The following is a 26,571-nucleotide window of genomic DNA, read 5'->3' as shown; positions in this document are numbered from 1 at the left end:
ACACCACAACAACAAATTGACTGAAATAACTACTAACCAACACAAACCAGCAGTAGACGGAATCACGATTGACTGTGTTTTCTTCGGATTTAACAAAGAGAGTCTCGAAGTGCTCTTGGTGCAGCATGCAGAAGGAGAAAGTAAAGGCAAATGGGGACTTCTTGGCGGATGGCTTCAAATAGACGAAAGTGCAGATAATGCTGCCCAACGAATTTTACAAGAACTTACTGGTCTCGAAAACATCTATTTGGAACAATTAAAAGCCTTTACAAATCCGCAGCGTGTTCTGGAAAGACGTGTGGTTACCATTGGTTATTATACTTTGGTCAATAGAGAAGATTATAATATTAAAGCCAGTTTAAAGGTTTTTGAAGCAAAGTGGTTCAAAATAAACGAAATTCCTGAGCTGATTTTTGACCATAACGAAATTCTTGATTTCAGTTTATTGCAATTGCGAAATAGAGTTCGTCAGGCTCCAATTGGTTTTAACCTTCTTCCAGAAAAATTTACTTTATTGCAATTAATGCATTTGTACGAAGAAATTCTTGGAATCGAATTGGATAAATCTAATTTTAGACGAAAAGTGCTTCATATGAAACTGCTGACAGCATTGGATGAAAAGCAAAAAGACGTTTCGCACAGAGCGGCCAAACTTTATAAATTTGACCCCGAAATGTATAAGAAATTAACAGAAAAAGGATTCAATTTTGAATTTTAATATCATTTTTGATTCTTTCCAATCAACTATCCAACATCAAGATTCCAGAATCCAAAACTTTGCGCTATCTTTGCGCCTTAATAACATGCTTTAAAGCAATTGCTTTAGGCTGTTTTACACCCAAAAAATACTAAAACTCGTTATAGAGAACTGATATATAAAATGAAGAAGATACGTAACTTTTGCATTATTGCACACATTGACCACGGTAAAAGTACATTGGCAGACAGATTACTAGGCGCAACACAAACCGTTACAGCTCGTGAAGAAAAAGCACAATTGCTTGACAACATGGATCTGGAGCGCGAGCGTGGAATTACCATTAAGAGTCATGCCATCCAGATGGAATACAAATACAAGGGTGAAGAATATATCTTAAACTTAATTGATACTCCTGGGCACGTTGACTTTTCATACGAAGTTTCAAGATCAATCGCTGCCTGCGAAGGTGCGCTTTTGATTGTTGATGCTGCTCAAAGTATTCAAGCACAAACGATTTCAAACTTATACTTAGCTCTTGAAAACGACTTAGAAATTATCCCAGTTTTAAACAAAGTCGATTTGCCAAGTGCTAATCCAGAAGAAGTTAGTGATGATATTATCGATTTATTAGGATGTAAATTAGAAGATATTATTCACGCATCTGGAAAAACTGGTTTTGGTGTTGAGAACATTCTTGCCGCTATTATCGAAAAAATTCCTGCTCCAAAAGGAAATCCAGAAGAACCATTACAAGCTTTAATTTTTGACTCGGTTTATAATCCGTTCCGCGGAATTGAGGTAATCTTTAGAGTTGTAAATGGTGAAATCAAAAAAGGCCAGAAAATTAAATTCATGGCTACAGATAACGAATATTTTGCTGACGAAATTGGAACTTTAAAATTAAATCAGGTTCCTAAAAATGTAGTTTCGGCAGGAGATGTTGGTTATTTGATTTCTGGAATTAAAGAAGCTCGTGAAGTAAAAGTTGGTGATACGATTACAGATGCAAAAGTACCAACTACCAATATGATTACTGGTTTTGAGGATGTAAAACCAATGGTATTTGCTGGTATTTATCCTGTTGACACAGAAGATTACGAAGATTTACGTTCTTCAATGGAAAAATTACAATTGAATGACGCTTCATTAGTTTTTACTCCTGAAAGTTCTGCGGCATTAGGATTTGGTTTCCGTTGCGGATTCTTAGGAATGCTTCACATGGAAATTATCCAGGAACGTTTAGAGCGTGAGTTCGACATGACTGTAATTACAACGGTTCCTAACGTTTCGTATTTGGCTTACACCAAAAAACATCCTGAAACAGCATTAATTGTAAACAATCCTTCAGATTTACCAGAGCCTTCAAAACTGGACAGAGTTGAAGAACCATATATTAAAGCTACTATCATTACAAAATCTGACTTTGTTGGAAACGTAATGAGTTTATGTATCGAAAAGCGTGGTTTAATTACCAATCAAACTTATTTAACAACAGAACGTGTTGAATTGAATTTTGATATGCCTTTGGCAGAAATTGTATTCGATTTTTACGATCGTTTAAAAACGGTTTCTAAAGGTTATGCTTCTTTCGATTACTCTCCTATCGGAATGAGAACTTCAAAATTAGTTAAATTGGACGTTCTTTTGAATGCTCAGACAGTTGATGCACTTTCTGCATTGATCCACGAAGACAACGCTTACAACATTGGTAAAAAAATGACCGAGAAATTGCGTGAGCTTATCCCAAGACAGCAATTCGACATTCCAATTCAAGCGGCAATTGGAGCCAAAATTATCGCTCGTGAAACGATTAAAGCACTTCGTAAAGACGTTACTGCAAAATGTTATGGTGGAGATATTTCGCGTAAGCGTAAATTGCTTGAAAAACAGAAAAAAGGTAAGAAACGTATGCGTCAAGTAGGAAACGTAGAGATTCCGCAAGAAGCATTTATGGCTGTTTTGAAATTGAATGATTAGACTTTAGTATTAAGATTTTAGTACTAAGTATTAAGATAGAACCCAATGACGAAAGTTGTTGGGTTTTTTGTTTATTTTTGATTAAAAAGTATTTATGGAAGTAATTAGTGGTGAAGAATTTCAAACAATGCTTTACTCAAATGTCGAGAATACAATTTCTAGTTTTATCGTAGAAAGTAGCACTCCTTTAAATATTGATTTAGAAAAAGTCGACTTATTTATTACTTTTTCAAACCTAGAGTTCAAAGGAAAAAACATACATTTTAATAATCACAAAAAAGAATGCATACACCGATTTAGATTTGAAAAGTGTTTATTTGAATCAAACGTATTTATAGAAAGCTCCTTTGATGATCTTTCATTTATATCTAACACTTTTAATTGCGATAAATTTCACATAAGTAAATCAAATATTAATGTTTTAGAGTTTACAAATGATGAATTTGCTTTTCCCAACATTAAGCCAAATATTTTCAAAAAAGGAAACTTCAATATCTATAATTGTAATTTCAATTCTATATTTTGGCTAAAAAATGTTCAATTTATAAAAGGTGCATCTTTTGATATAAGTAGTGTTAATTTTAATGATGGATTTTATTTTGATTCTATTTCACTAGACCAAATAGTGTTTTATAATTGTAATTTTTCCAACGAATTTAGATGCGATTCTCTTTACAATAACGCGCAATTTCGAGAATGTACTTTTTCAAGTCTTACCAATTTTATAAGTTACTCAAATTCAAACTTATCATTTCTAAATTTTGAGTCGTGTAACTTTTTAAAATTAACAAAATTCAATAACTATCATGTTCATTCACTTAGACTTGAAGATACAACATTCTCAGATAAAGTTTCCTTTCAAGAATCTAATTTTGATATCATTAAAATTGAAAGAAGTATTTTCGAAAAAACAGTTTGGTTCGACGGAATTCAAATCAATCAATTTTATAATTGTGATAGAAAAACGCTTAGAATAATAAAGAGGGAATTAGCTAGTTCTCATAATCAAATTGATTATCTAAGATTTAAAGCCTATGAACTAAAAGCATATAAGAGCGAAGTAGACAAAAACAATCTAAACAGGAAGGATGCTCTAATTTTATATTTTAATGAAGAATCCAATAATTTTGGGTTAGATTGGACAAAAGGACTTTTTTTTATTTTTCAATGGAGTTATCTTTTTTACATTTTTTACATCATCTCATATTCATATTATGTTACTGATATCAATTGCATCCCAAAAATTGATACTTTTTTAGTCAATTATTTGAAATTTCTAAATCCATTCTCTTTTCTAAAAGCTCCAATTGAAGATTCTGAAAATTACTTTTTACCTTTTCTATTTTTTATGTTCGGCAAAATATTTATTTCTTTTGGAATTTATCAAACAGTACAAGCATTTAGAAAATTTGGTGTAAATGGCGGATAAGAAAACCTATTTGATACAGACAATAGACTAGCCCGATGACGAAAGTTGTCGGGTTTTTTGTTGGCTTTTTGTTAGCAAAATTACAAAGTCATTCCCTACAAAAACATTGAAATATTAACTCTAAAAATCCTTTTTTAACCCATTCGAGTAAACTCAAGGCCATTTCATGACAGAAAATGTATTTTTAATCTTACAACTTTAACATTACAAGACTATGAAAACCAAATTTTCTGTTATTTTAGCACTATTCGCATTCTGCTTTGCAAACGCTCAACAAGACCAGGTTGATGCAGAAATGAATTCTGCGAAAGGCGTCACTTTTCAAAAGGGTGATATGTTTTTAGAAGGATCTATCAAAATTAGTACCGGCGGAGACGCAGACTATTATGGCTTTAGCCCAAAGTTTGGCTATTTGTTAAATGATAAATTTGCTGTTGGAGCTAAATTAAATTACTCAAGTAACAAAGTAGAAACCACTCAAGTAGAAACAAATGTATTTGGGATTGGTGCTTTTGCTCGTTACTATTTCTTAGAATTAGACAAAAAACGCTTTAAAACTTACGCTGAAGTTGGTTTGGGTTACGGAAGAAACAAAACTGATATACCGCAAGTGGGCAGCGATACCGACAACAGTTTAACAGCTGATATTAATGTTGGTTTAAATTACTTTGTAACCAAAAACATTGCTGTTACTTTCGTTCTTGCAAATGTTTTGGCTTACAATAGCGTTTCTCCAGAAAATGGTCCGTCGTCTGATACTTTTCAATTAAATATCAATTTATTTGAAAACATTTTCGATCAACCTCAATTTGGAGTTTTGTATAGATTTTAATTTTTTTTTTGCGATTTAACAATCGGAAAGCTGTTTCAATTTGGAACAGCTTTTTTTATTGCCAAGTAATTCTATTGGTTTTGGATTTTTCTTATGACAGAAGTGTTCCGCATATTCCTAATCCAATAATTAAATATAATGCTCCAATAATAAAACAAACTTTTGCTCCATTGGGACTATTTTTCTTAACTGCAAAACCGATAATGGTCATTAAAATTGGTGGGCCAACCATAATCGCTACAAAAATTGCGACCAAACCACTTAAATTACCTACTTCTAGTGCTGTCATATTCTTTATATGTTAGTTCTTAATTCTTCTAATCTTTTTACTTTATCGTCTCTGTAAAACAAATTCATGGTTTCAAAAGGAATTATTTTATTATCCTTATTGACAATATGTACGCATGATTTTTTTATTGCTCTCACATCAAAATTATAGGCATCAATAAACTGCATGATAATAATTCTAAACAGATTGTCATATCCTAATTCTGGTGCATCAATATTAGGAAGGCAGCATAATATCGATTTCAAGTTTTCTTGTGCTACTTCTACAGAATTTCCTGTACTAAACAAATCTATCATTTTGCCTCGAAGCACTTCGTCCTGCTCATAAATAATGGTGTTTTTACTATTGTCCAATAAATCATTTGGATTAATATATCTCGTTAACGGGAAAACTTCGTCTCCTAACTTCAACGCATAACCCATTACTAAAGCATCAGGATTACAGGGAACAGGAAGTAAATCATCTGAATTAAAAACAGTCGTTTGCTCCAGGATTTTTCTTCTTACTTCTGTTAATGTCATGCGATCGGTTTCTAGGTTAAAGTTCTCCAATCTACCCGCTATTTGAGTCGGCTGAAATGTAACCCCTCGAACGCATTTTTGCTTTAGTGCAAACTCAACAATTTTACCGATTTCATGATCGTTTAATCCTTTTTGAAGCGTAACAACCAAAGTGGTAGATAAATTAACTTCATTTAGATTTTCTAAAGCCTGTTTTCTTATTTCACTTAAATCGGCTCCACGCAATTCCTGCAATACACTATCTTCAAAAGAATCAAACTGAAGATAGATTTCAAAATCTGGAGCATAGCTTTTTAGCCTCTGAACGAATTCTTTGTCTTTTGCAATTTTAATTCCGTTTGTGTTTAGCATTAAATGCTTTATCGGAATTGATTTTGCATAATCCAAAATTTCAAAAAATTCAGGATGTATGGTTGGTTCTCCTCCGCTAATCTGCACTACATCGGGTTCTTTTTCGTTTTTAACAACCGTATCGAGCATTGCTTTTATTTCTTCGAGAGTTCTGTGTCTACCATAACTAGGTGATGAACCGGCATAACAAGTCGGACATGTCAGATTGCAGCGATCTGTAACTTCAACAACTGTGAGGCAAGAATGCTGTTCATGATCTGGACACAAACCACAATCGTACGGACAACCATAATGCGTTTTTGTATTAAAAGTATACGGCATCTCAGATGGTTTATTGTAGTTTCGGATATTCTTGTAATACTCAATATCGTCAGCAATCAAAACCTTAGAACTCCCGTGTTCTGGACATCTTTTAAGCATGTAGACATTCTCGTCTTCAAAAACAATTTTAGCATCAATTCTCTTTAAGCATTCTGGACAAAGGCTTAATGTAAAGTCATAATAAGTATATTTTCTAACTGGCATTTTTTACAAATAAATTTAAAATTGTTTTGTTATAATAGAGCAGACAAATCAAACATAAAATCTGAATCGAACTTATTCCAAAAATCAGGAAATAATTGGGTTTCAGAAATTCTACAAAAAAGCGAAATGCAAAATAGGCAATCATAAAATACTGAAATATAAGTCCGTTTTTTATATTTCTGCTTTTTAATTTCTTGAGAACAAAAAACAAAATGATCAGAAAAATTAATTCGTACAAGGCAATTGGATGCCTCATAATATTGTCGCCAAGATTCATCCCAGTAAAAAAGTTTGTTTCTTTTCCATATGTAAACTCATTGGTTCCAGATAAAAAACAGCCTATTCTTCCTATAAAAATTCCTAGAATAATCGGAAAGGTAAATAAATCACCCGATGACTCTTTTTCTCCTATAATCTTCTTAGCAATTTCAACGCCTAAAAGTCCGCCAAACAATCCTCCCATAATGGTCTTCGCATTGAAGAGTTCTAAAATTGATCTTGCATCAAGATGAAAAACAGGATTTTCTAGAAAACCCATAATTCTAGAACCCAAAAAAGCTCCAATTGCAGCTCCCAATATAATAGATAATCTATTGGAAGAAACAATAGTATCATTGGTTCTTTTTCTCAAAAAAACATAATAACGATATCCTAAAAAAAATGCCAGATATTCTAAAACTAAATGGATACTGATTTCATAACCAAAAATAACCGGCTCAAAAGGAAACTTCATTTTTTACGCTAAGATTTAATACTATAATTCTGTAAAGATGCAAAAAAATGTTTAAATTCATTTGACTTATAAAGTAAAAGCTGTTCTAGTTTAGAACAGCTTTTTTTATTCTCTTTACTTTTTACATTTGTATCTTTGAATTAGCAAAAGACTTAGAGTCTCAGCAACTCAGAACCTTAGAATCTTAAAAAAAATGCTTGACGAAACTCCAAAACGATTTGACCGAATTGTAGCTATTCTTATTCAATTGCAATCTAAAAAGGTTGTAAAAGCCCAAGAATTGGCCGATCGTTTTGAATGTAGTTTGAGGACGATTTATAGAGATATTAGAACTTTGGAAGCTTCTGGCGTTCCTATTTATAGTGAAGCGGGAGTTGGCTATGCATTGATGGATGGTTATCGGCTACCGCCAGTTATGTTTACGCGCGAAGAAGTAAGCAGTTTTATTGCAGCCGAAAAATTGATGCAGAAATTTACCGATCCTTCTTTGGGAACACACTATGCATCGGCGATGTACAAACTGAAATCGGTTTTAAGAAGTAACGACAAAGATTATCTTTCGAGCATCGAATCTAGAATTGTAATGCAGGATGCAGAACCAATGTTTAATGATAATTCGCCCAACACTTTGTCCGTTCTTTTTGAAGGAATTGCAGAGAAAAAGCAAATTCTTTTAACTTATAAAACTTTTGATAAAGACGAAACAACGCAGCGTAATCTTGAGCCAATAGGTGTTTTTCATGATAATAATAACTGGTATTTTCTGGGCTATTGTCATCTTCGAAAAGATTATAGACAATTTAGAACCGATAGAATTCAGGAAATAAAAAAAACCGATGTAGATTTTACGATCGAACACGATGCTTTAGAAACCTATTTAACTAAAACAGAAACCTGCCCAACAACAAAAGTTCGTATTTTAATTGACCGTAAAATAGCACGATATTTGGCAACCGAGAGAAAATATCATGGCTTTATTTCGCAAAAAGACGTAGGGGAAAAAATCGAAATGACCTTTATGTCTAGAGATATTAATAACGCTTTTCCGAGATGGTTTCTTATGTATGGGGATTATGCAGAAATTCTCGAACCTGAAATATTAAAAACCAACGTCCTGGAATTATTGGAAATCAACAGACAGAGACTTTTATAAAAAAACTCCTGAGAATATCATCTCAGGAGTTTTTTTCATTTATTTCTGTTTGACAACATTATAGAAATTATAATCGGTGTTTGAAGCGTCTGTAATTCCGGCATTTCGCCCTATTGTCACAATCTGACCGCGATGATACGTTCCATGATTGATAACTTGAATTAAATATTCGGAAATTGGTAATTCGCACTCAAACCACGGATTTACGATTTTAACTTCTTTCATTAAATCTTCTTCAGATAATGAGTTAATAAGATGTTTCAATTTTGTAGACGAATTTAATAATCCGGCAAATATTTCCTCTTTTGATAAATCACTTTCTACTTTCTTTTCTGATAATGAAGATTCGGAAATAATAGAAAACCAATATTCTTCAGTAGACCAGATATGATCAAGTGTTTTCATAATAGTAGAAAAGCTCGACGGCACTTCAGCATAAAGCAATTCATCTGATTTTGGCGAAAGCCAATTCACAAATTGTTGATTTACCCACAAATTATAATCTACGTAATTTGACATTATCTTCTTTAAACTCATAATCTTAGTTTTAGATTTCTGATATTAAGTTAGTAAAAAATCATTAATTATCTCTCCCAGAAAAACGGTGGCTCGATATTTAAAGCTCTTAAATAAACGTAAGCTTGTCCGCGATGATGTACTTCATTATCAATAAAATATAAGATATTCTGAATTACAGGAAATTCATATTGTCCAAAAAGATTAAAGGTCTCGCTAAAATCCTCAACCGATAATTGTTCCCAATATTTATTGATTTCTTCTGTAGCTTCATCCCATTTTTCCAAATATTGCGCTTTGAAAATCAAATTGTCTTTTCCTTCTGAAAATGCTTCAGTTTGTTTAGTCACAATTCCTTTTAAACCTGGAACTGCAATAGCCAAAAGTTCATCTACCAATTTAGCGAAAGGTCGCATTCCGCCAATTGAAAATTCGAAAAAATCTTTCTCTGGAAAAATCTCAATCAAACGACGTGTAAGTGCTCTGTGCCCTTGCCAGTGTTTTAATAAATCTTCTGAAGTAATAACTTGTGCTTCTAATGTTTTCATGGTTTTAAAGTTTAAATATTTTTAATACTTCAAAAGTAAAATGGGCTGGTGACAACAGTTTGTCAGCAGCAAAAAATAAATTTAAAAATATTTTTTGTTGTAGTAAAAATGCACCACCATAGAGATACTGTGTTAATTTGTTTTTTTGAATTGCCTCCAGCTTTAGCTGGGGAAAATGATTATTAAAAAAGACTTTATCCAAAATTTTAATGTTCGGCTAAAGCCTTTTTACATTCACATTAAGATGACCTCCGGCTAAAGTAGGAAGCAATTGATTTTTTAGACATCAGTATAAATCTGCTAGAAAAAAACTTAGAACTTTAGTATCTAAGAATCTTAGCCTCTTTAAAAAAAATCCTTTGTACCTTTGCACCTTAATAACTTTGGAACTTAACAGAAATGATAGAAGATAAAAATCAGCAGAGAACTAGTATAGCGCAATTAGGCGAATTCGGTTTAATTGACCATTTAACCAAAAACTTTGACGTTACTCAAGAATCTACTTTAAAAAGTATTGGCGATGATGCTGCTGTTCTTGATTTTAAAGACAAAAAAGTAGTAGTTTCTACCGATTTATTAATTGAAGGAGTTCATTTTGATTTGGCTTATATGCCATTGAAGCATTTAGGATACAAAGCCGTTGTGGTAAATGTATCTGATATTTGTGCGATGAATGCAAAGCCAACCCAAATTACGGTTTCGGTTGCTGTTTCTAATCGTTTTCCACTTGAAGCTTTAGAGGAATTGTTTGCAGGAATTACACATGCCGCTAAAGAGTATAAAGTTGATGTTATTGGCGGAGATACTACCTCATCTCAAAAAGGATTAATTATCAGCATTACTGCAATTGGTGAAGCTGACGAAAACGAACTGGTTTACAGAAACGGGGCTCAAAAAACAGATTTATTGGTTGTAACGGGAGATCTTGGTGCAGCTTATATGGGATTGCAGGTTTTGGAACGCGAAAAACAAGTTTTTCAGGTTAATCCAAACAATCAGCCCGACTTGGATCCTTATAGTTATTTGGTAGAGCGCCAATTGAAACCTGAAGCACGAAAAGATGTTCGCACGCTACTTCATGCTTTAGACATAAAACCAACGGCAATGATTGATATTTCAGACGGATTATCTTCTGAAATTATTCATATCTGTAAACAATCTAAAGTGGGTTGTAATTTATATGAAGATAAACTTCCATTAGATCCGCAGTTTATTTCTACTTGCGAAGAATTCAATATTGACAGTACCACAGTTGCTATAAATGGCGGTGAAGATTATGAACTTTTATTTACGATTGATATTAATGATTTTGACAAAATAAAAGGAAATCCGAATTTCTCTGTTATCGGACATATGGCGGAAGAAAATGAAGGAATACACCTTGTAACCCGCGCCAACACAAAAATCGCTTTAAAAGCACGCGGATGGGATGCTTTGAGTGAATAATTTTTAGAAAATTCCAATATTAAAAAATCCAAATTCCAATATGATAATCAACATTGGAATTTGGATTTTCTATTTCGCTTTTTTTGGAATTTGGAATTTCATTATTTGAATTTGACTTTTAAAAAAGTCCTTTGCTTTTTGCTTCTTTGATCAAATCTTGATCAGAGCCGCTTCTTATTTTTAGCAATTCCATTAAATGCTTTTTTCGTTTTTCTATGGCGTTTAATGAAATCGGAATAACTTGAAGCATTTCTTGAATTGAAGTTCCTTTTTCTAAATGAATTAATATCTGTTTATCGTATTGATCGATCTCTATTGCATTATGCGTAGATTGATTCAGCATTTTTACAACGGACTGGCTATAATATTTTTCATTTTTCATTACTTTATCAAAAGCCAGGAGTAATTCGTCAAAAGTAAGGTCATTTTTAATGATCAATCCGTTTGGCTGAATTGTTCTGATAATGGTTTTTATTTTAAGCAATTCCGTATACATCGTCAAAAGAATAATCTTGCACGAAGGCATTTTTTTCAAAAGTAATTTTGCCAGATCTTCACCCGAAAATATCTCTTTTTCTTCGTAAGGAGGCATACTGATATCCAAAAAAGCAATATCAAACTCTGGCGTGCTATTATTTTCAATTATATCATAACCAGATCTGCAGTCATGCGCCTGCGAAATTAAAAACTCATATTGTTTTGGATTATAACGAGTTATAGCATTTTTATAGCCTTCAATAATAAATGGATGGTCATCTACTATTAAAATATTCTTTCTAACTAATTGTGGAACTGAGGCTGTTAAATCAAATGTCATTATGCAGGTTATTATTTGGCTCTATTGGGACTTTTATCGTGAGAATTGTTCCTTCTCCTTTGGCAGACTTTATCGTAACTGTACCCTTACACTCTTTTGCACGATATTCTATATTATGCAAACCAATTCCGTTTTTGGTCTTATTGGTATTAAATCCAATTCCGTCATCTTCAATGGTTAAAACCAAATTATTGTTTTCGTTTTTAAACTCCACTTTTATAATATCAGCATTGGCATATTTATTACAATTTTGGAGTCCTTCCTGAACAATTCGATACAAATTGATTTTTTCAATATTACTTATCGAATCCCATTTAATATCGGGATCAAAAGTAGTAATCAGCTTCGAACTGTACGTATTTCTTTGATCTTCAAACAGTTTTCCTAAAATAGAGACAAAATTATTAATTAATTCGGATTTTTCTCTATTTAGGTCATGCGAAATTTCTCTAATATCCTGCTCTACATTTTTTAGTTCTGTAAGATACTTTTTTCTTTTAAAAACTGCTTCTTCTTCGTCTAGTTTATCCAAACTATCCAAACTTATTCGAATACCAAACATTCGTCCTAAAACTCCATCGTGCAGCTCTTGTGCAACTCTTTTCTTTTCTTTTATTCGCGTAAGCTCAATTTCATTTTGCTGCGAAATCATTAAATTGTAAATATCTTCATTTGCAATCTGCTGCTGCTGTTTAAAAAGCAATTCTCGATTTCTGGCTTGCTGCGTTTTGTAAACATAAAAAAACAGTCCGAGCAATGTACAAATACTAAATACATAAACCAAAGTTTTATTTTTTTCCTGAAGGTTAGAATTTTGGTCTTTAATTTCGTTGGTTTCGTATTCAATGCGAGAGAACTTCTCTCCCATTCTTCGTTCTGCTTTCAACAATTTGTCGTTCAACTGAATATATTCTTTCGAATATTCCGATGCATTTTTAGGATCAACAACAGCCAATTGTTTTAAGGCCTCAAGCGTGTTTCTTAGTTTATTGGATGTTTTTGAAAGATTTAAAGCTTCCTGAGAGAGTTTAATTGCCTGAGAAGTGTCTTTTTTAATTGCATAAAATTCAGACAGATGTATTTTGTTTAAAATTATTCCCGATGTCAAATTTAAGCTGTCTCTAATCTTCAGCGATACATAAAATTGTTTTGGAATATCTTCAAATTCATTCATTTTAATTTTTGAGTATGCTAGATTATCTAACAACATGGCATACAACGATGTGCTTTCTTGAAATAAATTCTTTTGTTTGAGACCTTCAGAAAAATTTTGTTTTGCATTTTTATAATTCTTCATACTTAAATACACAAAACCAATATTATTAAGTGAAGTTGCCTTAAGCTGAAAATCTGACGGAATCGAAGGATCTTTTAAAATAGCCAATGCTTTATTATGAAACTCTAAAGCTTTATTATATTCTTCACGCTCATTATACAATATTCCCAACAGATTATAACATTGATAGAGCAGATCACTTACATTTTTCTGGTCCTTAAGTATTTTCAGCGCTTTAAAAATGGTAATTTCACTTTCAAACAAGTCACTTTCTTTAAACTGAAGATCGGCTTTACTAAAATAGGTTTTAGCTAAATTAATTTTATCATCAATTTGCTTGTATATTTTTTCTGCCTTGAAGTAAACTAAAAAAGCGCTATCTGAAACTGACTTTCGACTATAATAATCTCCAAGATAAGTATACGCTTTTGCTAAATTTATCGAATCGCGACTGTTTAGGGATCTTGTCACAATTAATTTAGAAATACGGCCATACGACTGTAAATCGTTCATATTATAGTATCTATTGGCCACTTTAAATAAATTTACTTTATTTAAAGAATCATCTTTTTCACTTAAGATAATTGCCAATGCTTTTTCATTATAATCCTCTTTAAGCTTACGAGATAAATCAATATCGTTTGCCAAGGAGAGATAAATAGACAGACTGTCTTTAGAAGGATTTAAATTTTTATAAAGGTCATCTTTCTTGGTACAACCAAATAAAATTAAGAATAGAAGCAATACTATTTGGTTATATTTTTTCAAAAGATTTTGATTTTCATCAAAAATAACAAAAGTATAGATACAAAAAAAGGCTATCAATTGTTGATAGCCTTTTCTTATATTTTTATTTTTTTAACTTTTAGTCAAGTTTTCTATTTAAAGTAGATAATTGAGAGTCAGAATTAACTCCACCAATATTTGCAAAATCTGATTTTCTATCTGGAACTGTTTTTTGTCCTCCATCTATAGGTTGAAAGCTATCACGTTTTCTGTCTGGAGTTGTTTTTTGTCCTCCATCAATTGGAGTAATAATACTTAATGTTTCACTTGGACGAGCAGAAGCTGTTGGGTTTGCAAAAGAGGTTGCAACTATTACTAATGAGAATAATCCGAATGTTAAAGCTGTTTTTTTCATGACCTGAGGTTTTAATGTTTTGTATTATTTTTTTGGAGATGATTTGCTGTTTATGGCAGAATCAGAGTGTAAAACTAATACTGAGGTCGAAAAAAATTTATACGAAAAAATGAGTTTGTGGTAGATCGTACCCAATTGATAGTCAATGGATAGCAAATTAATGTAATCGTCTAATTTTTAGACTTCTAGATAATTTCCTGCTGCAAAATCGGCAATAATCTGCTCTACATTTCCTCGATAGGTTTTAGAAAAAGGAATCTTCTTTGTGGAGTTTTTTATGTAACAGATTGAGTTTCCGCTATGAATCCTTGAAATGTAATTTCGATTAATTACATAACTGTTATGAATACGAATAAAAGGGTATGTCAAAACACTTTCAAAATGCTTTAAAGTTTTAAACGCCGTAATCATTTCGCCAGTGTTTAAATAAATATCTGTCGAGTTATTATCGGCTTGAAAATAACAAATATCTTCTGCATTTAAATATCGATAATCGCCATATGATTTTATACAAATCGTTAATGGTTTTTGAATGTTTTGCGGAATCGTTATTTGATCTATAACAATAGAAGAAGGTTCTTCCCTAAACGGAGCAATTTGCGTCTCTAAATTGGCTCTATTGAGTTTTAAAATTGTTTTTAAAAGATCGTTTGATAGAATTGGCTTTAAGAGATAATCAAAAACGCCATATTGTATAGCATCAAAAGCTTTGTCTTTTTGTTTTGTGGTGATAATAATTTTGGGAATCTGCTGCAAAAAACGATGAAGCTCGCTAATAAAAGTCAAAGACAAATGACTCGCAGCATTTTGGGGCTCGATCTCGAGAAAAATCAAAGCCGGTTGGTGCTCTAAAACCAAATTTAAACCGTCTTTAAAATTGGATGCCGATGCCATAAAAGATAATTCTGAAAAACCTGAAGCGGTTGTTTGAGTCTTCAAAATACTCTCAGCGTCATCATCAATTATAATATACGAATACTTTTTCAATTTCGGTTTTTGTTGGTTTTCTCACTACGCAATCATAATCAAAAAATCGCTTTTATTTGATGTAATGAAGAAAAAAATTGCTCTTGACGGTATTACAAATTTAAAATTACGGATTTAAACATCTTAAACAATTCATTGTTAACACATTAAACCCAAATGTTAATACATAAAGATGAAATGCAAAAAAAGCCGATAAAATACCTGCTTTCTAAAATCAAAAATCCCAAACTCCGTTAGGGAATTTGGGATTTCTATACTAAACTGTAAAGATTACATTTTCATTAACCAGTTTTTCATCGAAACTTCGTTCTCGATAATACCTCTTAATTCAGTAATTTTTACACGATCTTGTTTCATTGTATCTCTATGACGAATTGTTACTGTTTCGTCTTCAAGAGTTTGATGATCTACTGTAATACAGAAAGGCGTTCCTAAAGCATCTTGTCTTCTGTAACGACGTCCTACAGCATCTTTTTCATCATAAGCCACATTGAAATCCCATTTCAAATCTTCAATGATTTTTCTTGAAATTTCTGGTAAGCCATCTTTTTTAACCAATGGCAATACCGCTGCTTTAGTTGGCGCTAAAACGGCTGGCAATTTTAAAACTGTTCTTGTAGAACCGTCCTCTAATGTTTCTTCTTTTAATGAAGTGGCAAAAACAGCCAAGAACATACGATCTAAACCAACAGAAGTTTCTACTACGTAAGGAACATAGTTTTCGTTTAATTCAGGATCAAAATATTGTAATTTCCTTCCAGAATATTCTTCATGCGCTTTCAAATCGAAATCGGTACGAGAGTGAATTCCTTCCAATTCTTTAAATCCAAATGGGAAATTAAATTCGATATCAGCAGCTGCATTTGCGTAGTGCGCTAATTTTTCGTGATCGTGAAAACGGTAATTTTCTTTTCCTAATCCTAAAGATAAATGCCATTTCAAACGCGTTTCTTTCCAGTACTCGTATGATTTCATTTCTTCTCCTGGACGTACAAAAAATTGCATTTCCATTTGTTCGAACTCACGCATACGGAAAATAAATTGTCTTGCTACAATTTCATTTCTAAACGCTTTGCCCGTTTGAGCAATTCCAAAAGGAACTTTCATACGACCCGATTTCTGAACATTTAAGAAGTTCACAAAAATACCTTGAGCCGTTTCTGGACGCAAATACAAGTCCATTGCATTTTCTGCAGAAGCTCCTAATTTTGTTCCGAACATTAAGTTAAATTGTTTTACCTCTGTCCAGTTTTTAGAACCCGTTTCAGGATCAGCAATCTCAAGTTCTTCAATCAAAGCTTTAACATCAGCCAAATCTCCGTTTCCTAAAGAACGCCCTAAACGCTCTCTAATTTCTTTTTCTTTAGCCAAATATTCAATTACACGAGCGTTTGTAGTTACAAACTCTTGTTCGTTGAATGCATCGCCAAAACGAGCTTTTGCTTTGTCAATTTCTTTTTGCGCTTTTTGGTGAATTTTTTCAGCATGATCTTCAACCAAAACGTCAGCTCTATATCTCTTTTTAGAATCTTTATTATCAATTAATGGATCATTGAATGCATCAACGTGGCCAGAAGCTTTCCAAGTTGTTGGATGCATCAATATTGCAGCATCAAGGCCGACAATATTTTCATTCATCTGAACCATTGATTTCCACCAATATTCACGGATATTCTTTTTTAATTCGACACCATTTTGTGCATAATCATATACAGCACTTAATCCGTCGTAAACTTCGCTTGACGGAAAAATAAATCCGTACTCTTTTGCGTGCGAAACCACATTCTTAAATATATCTTCTTGTTTTGCCATAGTGATGCAAAAATATAAAAACTACCTATATAAAAAAGAAAAATTATGAAGATTGACGTGTTGATTTTGTTACTTTTGTAAATAAAATCTCTCTTTTTGTGATTAATTATCTAATAAATCTGTTTTTCCCTAAAGTCTGTAGCGGATGCCGTGCGCTTTTACTTCAAAATGAAACGGTTTTCTGTACGATTTGCCGACATGAAATGCCTCTTACTCAATATCATTTAGATCCGAAAAATGAGGCCATGAAAAAGTTTTATGGTAAGATCGATATTCAATTTGCCGCTACCTTTTTGTATTTTAATAAAAAGGGGATGGTTCAAGAATTAATTCATAATTTAAAATACAAAGGCCATCAAGAAATTGGCACTGTACTGGGAAGCTGGTATGTTGAAGATTTAAAAGAACTTCAATTTGAGATTCCTTTTGATGCTGTAATTCCGGTACCACTTCATAAAAAAAAGTTTAAGGAACGTGGCTACAATCAGGTTACTACTTTTGGAAAAGCAATAGCATCTGGTTTTGAAATTCCGTTTGAGGAAAATATTTTAATTCGAAAGATCTATTCTAAAACACAATCCAAAAAGAATCTTTTGGGAAGATCGGAAAATATCGAAAACATTTTTGATGCTGAATTTACTGAAGCCGACTACAACAAACATTTCTTAATTGTTGATGACGTACTCACAACGGGCGCAACAATTGAGGCTTGTTCACGAGCTTTATCAAAAATTCCTGGCGCAAAAATCAGTATGATTTGTATGGCGATGGCTCATTAAGCCATTTCCAAAAGTTTAATTTATTAATATCTTCTTCACTACTTTTCTTTCTCCATCTGTAACCGTTAAGAAATAAAGACCTGAAGGTACATATGGCAATTGAATGTCTTGAATAAAATATCCTGAACCTTGAAAAGTTCTCTCATAAACATATTTGCCTACAATATCATTAACATAGACTTTAATCTCGCTTACTGAATCTCTACTAAATTGTACTGTAAAACTTCCTTTATTTGGATTTGGATATGCAACAAAGTCAACATTCTCAAAGTCATCGTTTCCTAAAGTATAGGTTCTATTACAAATATTTACCGAAGCAGAATTAATAGTTCCTGTCATTCCAACCTCACTATCAATAACTCTAAAAGTCCATGTCCCTTGTGAATTTTCTCCATTAAAAGCACTTAATAAAGTTGAGGGAATCACAATTTGACTTGTCGTTGTACCGCAGTTTAATGCAGATCCGCTATCATCAAACTGTAAAGCAAGAGTTGAATTTGTTCTGGCGCAATTTTTATTGAATAAAGTTACAACTGTTCCTTTCGGGCTTACGATTTCCATAGTCAAATCTGAAAATCTAGCATGTGTTACATTTACCGAAACATTGACATCTGAAATAGATCCAGAAGAAGCCGGCACAGAAACCGTTCTATTTACATATACATTATCTCCTGTCGAATATCCGCCTGCAAAATTATAAGACGCGCAAGATGTCGAAACGGTGTATCCTACAGCAAACGAAGCATTGTTGACGGCATAATAAATATTACCAACTGGCTCTATTAAAAGTCGACAATTTGTAGAAGCCTCAATTTCTGACGGAACCAATATAGTTTCTGTTCCATCATTTGGAGTATTTCCTGCTAAAACAATTGGAAATGTTAATCCGCCGTCTAGGGATAATTTTATATTCACGTTTGACGATCCTGGAAGTGTATTTGTGTTATTTACGCTCCAAGTTATAGTTTGTGCAGACTCTTTTGCCCATGCGATATCGCCTTCTTTTTGTGAAGTTACGGCAAATGGCCCAGCTGCAGCAGTTACAGTTACAACCATCGCATCTGTATAGGTTTGTCCTTTTCCTTGTACTGCATTGTCTCTTCCCGTAAGGGTAAAATTCATTGTTTTTCCAATAGAAGAAACAGATTCCCAAGTTGTAGTAAGCTGATTATTTAGTACCGAATTAAGAGCAGGCATATAACGGACTGGCGATGTTGTTGGCGTAAACGATCTAAACATTGGCCCATCTGGTTTTGTTGGAGAAGGAAAACTATTATTTCCAAAAGCCGTTGTGGCACTATCATATTGTTCCCAAGTATAGGTTATCGTATTACCTTCAGGATCAGAACCCGTTCCTGTTAAAATAAACGGTGTACTAATTGGAATGGTATAATCTGGACCTGCATTTATAACAGGCGGATTATTATCGACTATAGGTGTTGAAACTGGACACGTTTTTCCAGCTAAATTATTTTGTATCTGATTGATGCTTGCATAAGAAAAATAAGAATCAGAATGATCCTGAACATTATAACCATCTGTTACTCCTGCGTATCCCATAATCGTAGATCCACTTCCTGGTTCATAGCATGCGCCCAATCCTTCATTTGCATGCGAAAAAGTATGCGTTGCCCCAAGCTGATGTCCCATTTCGTGAGCAACAAAATCAATGTCAAAATTATCTCCTTGAGGTTTTCCATCTGCTGGAGAGGTATAGGCACTACCCTTTCCAACAGAATTGCTAGGAGTTGGACTGTCGCATACACAGCCAATACAACTGGCAAGTCCGCCGCCTCCAGAACCTCCAAACAAATGGCCAATATCGTAATTAGCCTCACCAATAACGCTAGTCAATGTTGTCTGAACTTCTTTCGGCCAAGTAGGATTATTGAGATCAGCACCTATTTTCGGAATAGAATAAGGATCTGCAGCAGCATCTGTATAAACAACAGCATCATTATTAGCAACTAAAATTAGTTCTACAGCAAGGTCTCTATTAAAAACGCCATTTACGCGAGTTAAAGTAGCATTCATTCCCGCTAAAGCGCCTTCTTTTGTACCGCCAAAATAGGCTGCGTACTCACCTGTACAAGATAATGCCAATCGAAGTGTTTTAAATTGTTTGGCGCTAGAAGTTGTTTTTGCAGTAGTCGTAGATTTATCATCCGAAATCGAATGGATTGTTTTACAATTCAAAAGCGCTCTTGAATCTGCATTATCTGCAGACTTAAACAAAACATATTCTGATTTGTTATCAGGATTTTGTTCAATATATTCAGTTGGTTTTTCAGTTCTAAAAACCATTGTCTGCATACCGATTGGAGCAACACTAAAATAGATTTTTGCACTTTTATCATCTAATCCGCGACCTTCATAAGATCTAATTTGTGGATATTTCGCCTGTAATTCTGGATCAAAATTAGATGATTCCCAAACTGCAAAACGTTCTAGATTTCCATCAGTATTTGGAATTGTAATTTCTGATGTTGTATTTTTTGCCGTTTTGCTCGATGCCGAAACCAGTTTAGAACTTAGAAGATTGGCATTTAGCTTATAATATAATTTATTAGAACTCGCCCCATCTGCCTTTCTTGAAAGCGATGAAGAAGTTACTTTTTGCCATAAAGCATCTTGTGCATTAGCAGTGGCAAAACAAAAAATTAAAAATATATAAAGTAGTTGTTTTTTCATACCCTCAAAATATCGAATATCAAAATTACTTTAATTAATTTGAAATCATATTATCTATCCGACAATTATTGCTTTTTCGTCGACGAGTTGGCATTTTTTTACAAAAAGATAGATTATGCGTTAAAATTCGATTTGGCATAGCATTAAATTTAAAACAGAATAGTATAAATTTGCAGCATCTTAAATAATTTGTTTTGAAGCTCTTTCATTCTATAAACGATTTTCAGTCAACCAAGAAAACTATCTTAACTCTTGGTACCTTTGATGGTGTGCATATTGGTCATAAAAAAATTCTAGAACGAATTACTGAGAATACTGAAAACGGGAAATATGAAAGCCTGGTTCTTACCTTTTTTCCGCATCCGCGAATGGTTCTTCAAGAAAAATCTGAAATTAGATTACTGAATACGATTGGCGAAAAAATAAAACTTTTGAAAGCAACAGGTATTGAAAACTTAGTTGTTCATCCTTTTAACGAAAGTTTTTCAAGACTAACAGCCGAAGAATTTGTTCGCACTATTTTGGTTGAGAAATTTCAGATTCAAAAAATTATTATTGGGCATGATCACCGTTTTGGCCGTAATAGAACTGCCAACATTGATGATTTAATTGCTTTTGGAATTGAATACGGATTTGAAGTAGAACAAATTTCTGCAGAAGAAATCCAAGATGTTTCGGTAAGTTCGACCAAAATTAGAAAGGCTTTAAATGAAGGAAACATGGCTTTGGCCAACGAGTATTTAGGCTATAACTATTTCTTGAACGGAACTATTGTAAAAGGAAAACAATTGGGACGAACAATTGGATTTCCGACAGCTAATATTAACATCGAAGAAGATTACAAACTAATACCAAAAATTGGTGTTTATGTTGTAAAAGCGACCATAAATGACGAAAGTCTTTTTGGTATGATGAATATTGGATTTAATCCAACGGTTAATGGCGAAAAGCAAACCATCGAAGTTCACTTGTTTAATTTTGACAAAGACATTTACGATCAAAACATCGAAGTTTCTTTGCTTCATTACATTCGCGATGAGCAGAAATTTAGTTCGGTAGATGCCTTAAAAGCACAGCTTCATCAGGATAAAATGGAATCTTTGGCTTTTATAGATTCTTCTCTAAAAAATCAGACTGTATAGTTTTTACCGTTTTTAAATCATCGTAGTTATTTTTTTAGTAAATTTGATAGAACACTGTTTTTCAAATATTTACTATTAACTTCTAAAAAATAACCACTATGAAATTACCTAAAGAAATTACCAACGGGTTTTTGATTTTCCTCGGAATTGGCATTTATTTTTTATTAATGAATGTATTAGGTTTAGCGCATTTGTTTTATTTGAGAACACTCAACGTTTTCTTTATATTCTGGGGGGTTAACAGGACAATGCAAATGAACCTTCATGAAGGAGAAACTAATTTTCTATCGAATGCTATTTCTGCAATGACCACTTCTGTGGTTGGTGTATCTATGAGTGTATTTGGCTTATTAGTTTATAGTTACGCCCGAGGCGGAGATGCTTACGTAAGAACTTTGTCTGAAACTTTCATGTTTGGAGGAAATCCATCAGTGCCAACTTATTGTATTTGTTTATTATTTGAAGGAATTGCTTCTTCTGTAATTGTTACTTTAATGATGATGCTGTATTGGAATAACAAATATGCAGCCGATTAATCTGAAACTGCTGCAAAATTTTTACGGAAATCACTTTTTATAAATGCCTCTTTTGAGCATCGATTAGATTAAAAATTTTAGTCAATAGAGATCTTAATTCTCAATAAATATTTTTAAATTGCTTGTAGCAGAGAGTTATAAGCAATTTTTTTATTTATAAAAATGAAATTAAAACAAATTGAAAGGGTAAAAAAAATCTCAAAAGAAGAGTTTGTTTCCCAATATGTAAAAAAACAAATTCCTGTTGTTATCGAAGAATTGACCGAAGATTGGCCAGCTTATAACAAATGGAAATTATCTTATATGAAAGAAATCGCAGGAGATTTGGTCGTTCCTTTATACGACGACAGACCTGTAAATCACGAAGACGGATTCAACGAGGCGCACACCACAATGAAAATGAGCGATTACATTGAGTTATTACAAGAAAAGCCTACCAATTATCGTATTTTTCTTTACAACTTAATGAAACAGGTTCCTTCGTTAAAAAACGACTTTTTATGGCCAGAAATTGGTTTAAAATTAGTCAAGCAAATGCCGATGTTGTTTTTTGGCGGTGAAAATTCGAGAGTGTTTATGCATTATGATATTGACTATTCGAATATTCTTCATTTTCATTTTCACGGAGAAAAACAATGTATGATTTTCCCTCCTAGCCAATCAAAATTTATGTATAAAGTTCCTCACGCATTAATTTCGAGAGAAGATATAGATTTTGACCATCCAGATTATGAAAAATTTCCAGCACTCAAAAATGCCGAAGGCTATATTACCAATCTAAAACATGGAGAAATGCTTTATATGCCCGAAGGATATTGGCATTATATGAAATATCTAACGCCAGGATTTTCTATGAGTTTGAGATCGTTTCCAAAAAACATTGTCAATTTATCGAAAGCAGCATACAATGTTTTTATTATGCGCCATTTTGATATTATGATGCGGAAAATTCAAGGCCAAAAATGGATTGACTATAAAAACGAAAAAGCGATTACCAATACGCATCAAAATTTACGGCGTACTGCCTAATAAATGTAAAAAGCGGTTGAGAATTTAAACCCAACCGCTTTTTTATTTATCTAAAGACTATTTTTCTTGTCACTGTATTTCCATTATCTAAAGTGATTTTAACCAATAATACTTGAGGACCCGATTGAAAATTTGGTATGAGCCATTCTTTACTTTCAATTTGTTTTTTGCGATATAACAATTTGCCTCCTACATCATAAATAGCGACTTCGTCAAGATTTTCCTGCTCAGGCATAGATTGCAATCTGATGTTTTTATCTTTAACCGAAACAAAAACCCTCTTATCTTGATTTTCAAAATCTTCGTTTCCTAAAGGTTTGCCACCATTTGGATTTGTATAACGCAATACAAATCGGTCTAGAAAAGTTCCTGGCGCAGAGATAAAGGTATATCCTCCAGATTTAAGGTTATGTACCGTGTTTGTTACCTTATCGTGCAAAAATATATCGTTATTGGCCAAATCTCCATCTGTATGATCTATAGCAATTGTAAAAGCACCTTCTTTAATAGTCGATTTATATCCTAACGGAATTGTATCGGTTACCACAAAAGGTACCGCTCGCCCTTGAATAACTAATTTTTTACCGTCATTGATACTATAAAAATCAACATAAGGATTTGCATTCATTGTTACAGCATCGTAATTAAAATCAAATAAGTTTGTTGCTCCCGTTATGTATCCGACAAGCAATTGTTTAAAAGCTCCTTCTGTATTTGTAAAATTTAACCAGACACGATGTTTTTCTACAACCTCTGTTTTCGCAGATTTATAAAACTGACTATTAGAATTAGGAACTCTCATCGAATTTGTAAAAACACCTCTTTGTCCTGTTCTTGCTTTTGCAAAAAACCCTTGCCCAGCAGCAATGTAACCTTTTAATGGCTCTTGATTTCCAGGCGATGGCGCACCAATACCAGTTAAGTTACCAACTGTAGTATCTCCCGATAAATTATAAATGGCATAATCATCGTTTGTATAAGTATAGGTATTACCTCCTGGCACAGTTATTTTTGGAGGTGTATTATGTGTCCAAAAAAATAGCGTTCCATAAAAATTAGCAGCATTATCATGAATAAACTCATCTGCATAAATTGCCGATGGATATGGATTTCCAAAAAAACAAAACTTTTCGGGACCCGCTACAGGACCTTGGATTGTTCCATTATTTGGCACCCCAACAAATTCGCCTGTAAAAACACTTGGCGTTCCCGTCTGAAAAGACTGCGGACCTCTAATGCTATAACCTCTTCCTGGTTCCATTGTCATTGTACCGTACAAATTGGTTGCCCATTTAAAATCGGAAGTCCAATAAAAATACTTATCGAATAGCGTTTCTGAAGAAAATTCATTCATTGTAATATCTGCAACGGGAGAAGACCAATAGGTAAGATCAAATCGTCTTACAGATGTTTTTCTTCTGTAAGTTATATTTCCAGTATTATTGACATCGGCAACCTGAACCAAACTTGAGTTATTTTCAAAAATCAAAACCCCATTACCCAATACACTGACTTCATTTGTCACCGTTAAAGAATTTGTTTCTTCTACAATTAATGATCCATTATTTTCAATCGTTAATCTACTCGCAAAAAAACTTCCATTGGTTCCAGAAATAATAGGATCAACACCTACATCTGGAATGTCTATACAGTCAGAAGCAATAGGAACCCCTACTGGCGTCCAATTTGCAGGATCACCCCAATTGGCACTCGCAATTCCATTCCATACTTTAGTAACAAAAGCATTTATTGTAATTGGTGTTACTTCTGATTCGCAGCCCGATGTATTATTTCTCACTTGCACATTGTAACCTCCGGAAGACAAACCTGTAAATATTCCCGAAGTATTACTAAAATCTATTCCATCAACACTATACGTATATCCTGTTCCAGATGAAGGCGAAGTGACCGTGATAACACCCGTATTATTGATACAGCTTGGCTGTTGTGTTACTGAAGCAGTTGGCGCAACTGAAATTGCATTTACAGTTAAAGAAACATTTTGAGTAGAAGGACACCCATTTGATGTTGTAATGGTCATTATACCATTGTAAGTACCTGCTGTCGTATTTGCCGGAACATTCACATTTATAATATCTCCTGATCCAGAACTAAAAGGAAACGGTGTCGCTCCTTGATCTGTCAATGCAATCCAATCGATTTCATAACTAACTGGAGAACCCGTAGTAGAATTGTAACTTAAAGTAGTCGTCTGCGCTGATGAACTTTGACAAACTGGAGTAAAAACCCCTGCAGTACTTATTGTTGGAACGGCATTAATCGTTAAAGAAACGGCTTGAGTTGCGAAACATCCATTTGACGTAAAAATTGTCATTACTCCACTGTAATTTCCGGCTGCTGTATTTGCTGGAACAATAATATTATTCATATTTCCTCCTCCCGAATCGAAAGAAAAAGCGGTAGCAACTTGATCATTCAATAGTGCCCAGTCTATAGAATAGCTAACCGGAGAACCCGTTACAGCAGAATATGGCAGAGAAGCTGTTTGCTCTAGTGCATTTTGACAAATTGGAATTAAATTTCCGGATGTTGTAATTGTTGGAACTGGATTAACTGTTATCGTAAAATTATTGCCTGTCGAAATACAGCCAGCTGCATTAGAAACTGTTAAAGTTCCTGTATAAGTTCCCGCCGCCGTATTTGCAGGTATAGGGATATTGATTGAGTTTGCTGGCAAGGCCGCATTTGTAACTGCTGCGAAAGTATTTGCCGGACTGGCATTCCACGTAATGCTGTAGGTCGTCGGTGCATTTGTAACAGCACTGTAAGGCAAAGTAGTGCTTTGTGCACTTGTACTTGCGCATACCGCAGTAGTGACTCCCAATGTTATTGTCGGCAATGAGTTTACCGTAACGGTAAAATTGTTTGCTGATGACACGCATCCGTTTGCATTGCTTAGCGTTAAGGTACCCGTGTATATTCCTCCCGCTGTATTTGCAGGTATCGGAATATTGATCGAGTTTGCTGGCAAGGTTGCATTGGTAACAGCTGCAAAAGTATTTGTCGGGCTTGCATTCCAAGTAATGCTGTAGGTTGTTGGCGCGTTTGTAACAGCACTATAAGGCAAAGTAGTGCTTTGTGCACTTGTACTTGCGCATACCGCAGTAGTGGCTCCCAATGTTATTGTCGGCAGTGGATTTACAATAACTGTAAAATTATTTGCCAAAGACGTACATCCAGATCCAACTGCATTTTTTACAGTCAATGTACCAGTATATGTGCCTGCGGCAGTATTTGCAGGTATCGGAATACTAATCGAACCTGCTGGCAATGTCGCATTTGTAACTGGCGCGAAAGTATTCGCCGGACTGGTATTCCAC

At 33.6% G+C, this 26,571-nt stretch carries 23 protein-coding genes; 10 read left to right on the top strand and 13 right to left on the bottom strand.

Annotated features, from left to right (window positions below):
• Positions 1-16 precede the first annotated feature (16 nt).
• From SOM12_RS22475 to SOM12_RS22460, 4 genes are all read left to right on the top strand, one after another.
• Entirely contained in the window at positions 17-718 is a 702-nt protein-coding gene (locus SOM12_RS22475) for an NUDIX hydrolase (RefSeq protein ID WP_095928469.1), read from the top strand.
• Positions 719-880: 162 nt separating this feature from the next.
• Positions 881-2,677, top strand: a complete 1,797-nt coding sequence (lepA, locus tag SOM12_RS22470; protein WP_095928470.1) for a translation elongation factor 4 — start codon at positions 881-883, stop codon at positions 2,675-2,677.
• A gap of 94 nt (positions 2,678-2,771) precedes the next feature.
• A complete protein-coding gene (locus SOM12_RS22465; RefSeq protein WP_320495577.1) occupies positions 2,772-4,106 on the top strand; it encodes a hypothetical protein in 1,335 nt (444 codons plus the stop codon).
• A gap of 214 nt (positions 4,107-4,320) precedes the next feature.
• On the top strand, positions 4,321-4,938 hold the full coding sequence (locus SOM12_RS22460) for an outer membrane beta-barrel protein (protein ID WP_095928471.1): 618 nt from the start codon (positions 4,321-4,323) through the stop codon (positions 4,936-4,938).
• A gap of 91 nt (positions 4,939-5,029) precedes the next feature.
• Here the strand turns inward: SOM12_RS22460 and SOM12_RS22455 are convergent, their stop codons facing one another.
• The 3 genes from SOM12_RS22455 to SOM12_RS22445 are packed head-to-tail and all read right to left on the bottom strand — an operon-like array spanning position 5,030 to position 7,357.
• Positions 5,030-5,227 carry a hypothetical protein gene (locus tag SOM12_RS22455; protein WP_095928472.1) on the bottom strand — a complete coding sequence of 66 codons (198 nt, stop codon included), beginning with the start codon at positions 5,225-5,227 and terminating at the stop codon, positions 5,030-5,032.
• 5 nt (positions 5,228-5,232) lie between these two features.
• Positions 5,233-6,624 (bottom strand): radical SAM protein, encoded by a 1,392-nt coding sequence (locus SOM12_RS22450; protein ID WP_320495576.1) that lies wholly within the window; start codon positions 6,622-6,624, stop codon positions 5,233-5,235.
• Positions 6,614-7,357: a prolipoprotein diacylglyceryl transferase gene (locus SOM12_RS22445; protein ID WP_095928474.1), complete on the bottom strand. Its 744-nt coding sequence runs from the start codon at positions 7,355-7,357 to the stop codon at positions 6,614-6,616. Before SOM12_RS22445 ends, SOM12_RS22450 begins: the two co-directional genes overlap by 11 nt.
• 193 nt (positions 7,358-7,550) lie before the next feature.
• On the opposite strand from SOM12_RS22445, the gene SOM12_RS22440 reads away from it, so the two are divergent.
• A complete protein-coding gene (locus tag SOM12_RS22440; protein ID WP_320495575.1) occupies positions 7,551-8,510 on the top strand; it encodes a YafY family protein in 960 nt (319 codons plus the stop codon).
• 39 nt (positions 8,511-8,549) lie between these two features.
• Here the strand turns inward: SOM12_RS22440 and SOM12_RS22435 are convergent, their stop codons facing one another.
• From SOM12_RS22435 to SOM12_RS22425, 3 genes are read right to left on the bottom strand one after another with little or no spacing between them, the layout of a single operon-like run.
• The gene (locus SOM12_RS22435) at positions 8,550-9,047 is read right to left on the bottom strand and encodes a DinB family protein (protein ID WP_320495574.1); all 498 of its coding nucleotides are present in this window, start codon (positions 9,045-9,047) and stop codon (positions 8,550-8,552) included.
• Between the two features lie 47 nt (positions 9,048-9,094).
• Complete coding sequence (locus SOM12_RS22430) at positions 9,095-9,574, bottom strand: DinB family protein (RefSeq protein ID WP_095928477.1); 480 nt, start codon at positions 9,572-9,574, stop codon at positions 9,095-9,097.
• 4 nt (positions 9,575-9,578) lie between these two features.
• Positions 9,579-9,776: a hypothetical protein gene (locus SOM12_RS22425; protein WP_320495573.1), complete on the bottom strand. Its 198-nt coding sequence runs from the start codon at positions 9,774-9,776 to the stop codon at positions 9,579-9,581.
• Positions 9,777-9,973: 197 nt separating this feature from the next.
• Between SOM12_RS22425 and thiL the strand changes: the two genes are divergently transcribed.
• Positions 9,974-11,020 carry a thiamine-phosphate kinase gene (gene thiL / locus SOM12_RS22420; protein WP_320495572.1) on the top strand — a complete coding sequence of 349 codons (1,047 nt, stop codon included), beginning with the start codon at positions 9,974-9,976 and terminating at the stop codon, positions 11,018-11,020.
• Between the two features lie 118 nt (positions 11,021-11,138).
• Here the strand turns inward: thiL and SOM12_RS22415 are convergent, their stop codons facing one another.
• The 5 genes from SOM12_RS22415 to SOM12_RS22395 all read right to left on the bottom strand — a co-directional run bounded on the left by SOM12_RS22415 (position 11,139) and on the right by SOM12_RS22395 (position 17,053).
• Complete coding sequence (locus tag SOM12_RS22415) at positions 11,139-11,837, bottom strand: response regulator (protein ID WP_320495571.1); 699 nt, start codon at positions 11,835-11,837, stop codon at positions 11,139-11,141.
• Complete coding sequence (locus tag SOM12_RS22410; RefSeq protein ID WP_320495570.1) at positions 11,827-13,881, bottom strand: ATP-binding protein; 2,055 nt, start codon at positions 13,879-13,881, stop codon at positions 11,827-11,829. The genes SOM12_RS22415 and SOM12_RS22410 overlap by 11 nt, the downstream gene beginning before the upstream one ends.
• Positions 13,882-13,978: 97 nt before the next feature.
• Positions 13,979-14,254, bottom strand: a complete 276-nt coding sequence (locus SOM12_RS22405) for a hypothetical protein (protein WP_095928481.1) — start codon at positions 14,252-14,254, stop codon at positions 13,979-13,981.
• Between the two features lie 177 nt (positions 14,255-14,431).
• Complete coding sequence (locus SOM12_RS22400; protein WP_320495569.1) at positions 14,432-15,241, bottom strand: LytTR family DNA-binding domain-containing protein; 810 nt, start codon at positions 15,239-15,241, stop codon at positions 14,432-14,434.
• 270 nt (positions 15,242-15,511) lie between these two features.
• Positions 15,512-17,053 (bottom strand): glycine--tRNA ligase, encoded by a 1,542-nt coding sequence (locus tag SOM12_RS22395; protein WP_095928483.1) that lies wholly within the window; start codon positions 17,051-17,053, stop codon positions 15,512-15,514.
• Between the two features lie 98 nt (positions 17,054-17,151).
• Here SOM12_RS22395 and SOM12_RS22390 point away from each other — a divergent pair, with 98 nt between their 5' ends.
• Positions 17,152-17,832 carry a phosphoribosyltransferase family protein gene (locus SOM12_RS22390; RefSeq protein ID WP_320495568.1) on the top strand — a complete coding sequence of 227 codons (681 nt, stop codon included), beginning with the start codon at positions 17,152-17,154 and terminating at the stop codon, positions 17,830-17,832.
• A gap of 15 nt (positions 17,833-17,847) precedes the next feature.
• On the opposite strand, the gene SOM12_RS22385 is transcribed toward SOM12_RS22390, so the two are convergent.
• The gene (locus SOM12_RS22385) at positions 17,848-20,523 is read right to left on the bottom strand and encodes a reprolysin-like metallopeptidase (protein WP_320495567.1); all 2,676 of its coding nucleotides are present in this window, start codon (positions 20,521-20,523) and stop codon (positions 17,848-17,850) included.
• Positions 20,524-20,717: 194 nt separating this feature from the next.
• Here SOM12_RS22385 and SOM12_RS22380 point away from each other — a divergent pair, with 194 nt between their 5' ends.
• The 3 genes from SOM12_RS22380 (at position 20,718) to SOM12_RS22370 (ending at position 23,230) form a co-directional block, all read left to right on the top strand.
• On the top strand, positions 20,718-21,665 hold the full coding sequence (locus tag SOM12_RS22380) for a bifunctional riboflavin kinase/FAD synthetase (RefSeq protein ID WP_320495566.1): 948 nt from the start codon (positions 20,718-20,720) through the stop codon (positions 21,663-21,665).
• Between the two features lie 98 nt (positions 21,666-21,763).
• Entirely contained in the window at positions 21,764-22,201 is a 438-nt protein-coding gene (locus tag SOM12_RS22375; RefSeq protein WP_320495565.1) for a hypothetical protein, read from the top strand.
• A 162-nt stretch (positions 22,202-22,363) separates the two neighbouring features.
• Positions 22,364-23,230: a cupin-like domain-containing protein gene (locus tag SOM12_RS22370; RefSeq protein WP_320495564.1), complete on the top strand. Its 867-nt coding sequence runs from the start codon at positions 22,364-22,366 to the stop codon at positions 23,228-23,230.
• Positions 23,231-23,276: 46 nt separating this feature from the next.
• Here SOM12_RS22370 and SOM12_RS22365 read toward each other — a convergent pair.
• The coding region (locus tag SOM12_RS22365) for a T9SS sorting signal type C domain-containing protein (protein WP_320495563.1) at positions 23,277-26,571 on the bottom strand (3,295 nt) is incomplete at its 5' end.

The organism is Flavobacterium sp. CFBP9031 (genome assembly GCF_034044945.1).
Lineage (GTDB): Bacteria > Bacteroidota > Bacteroidia > Flavobacteriales > Flavobacteriaceae > Flavobacterium.
The sequence above is the reverse complement of the archived record's forward strand: the minus strand, read 5'-3'. Positions and strand labels throughout refer to the sequence as shown.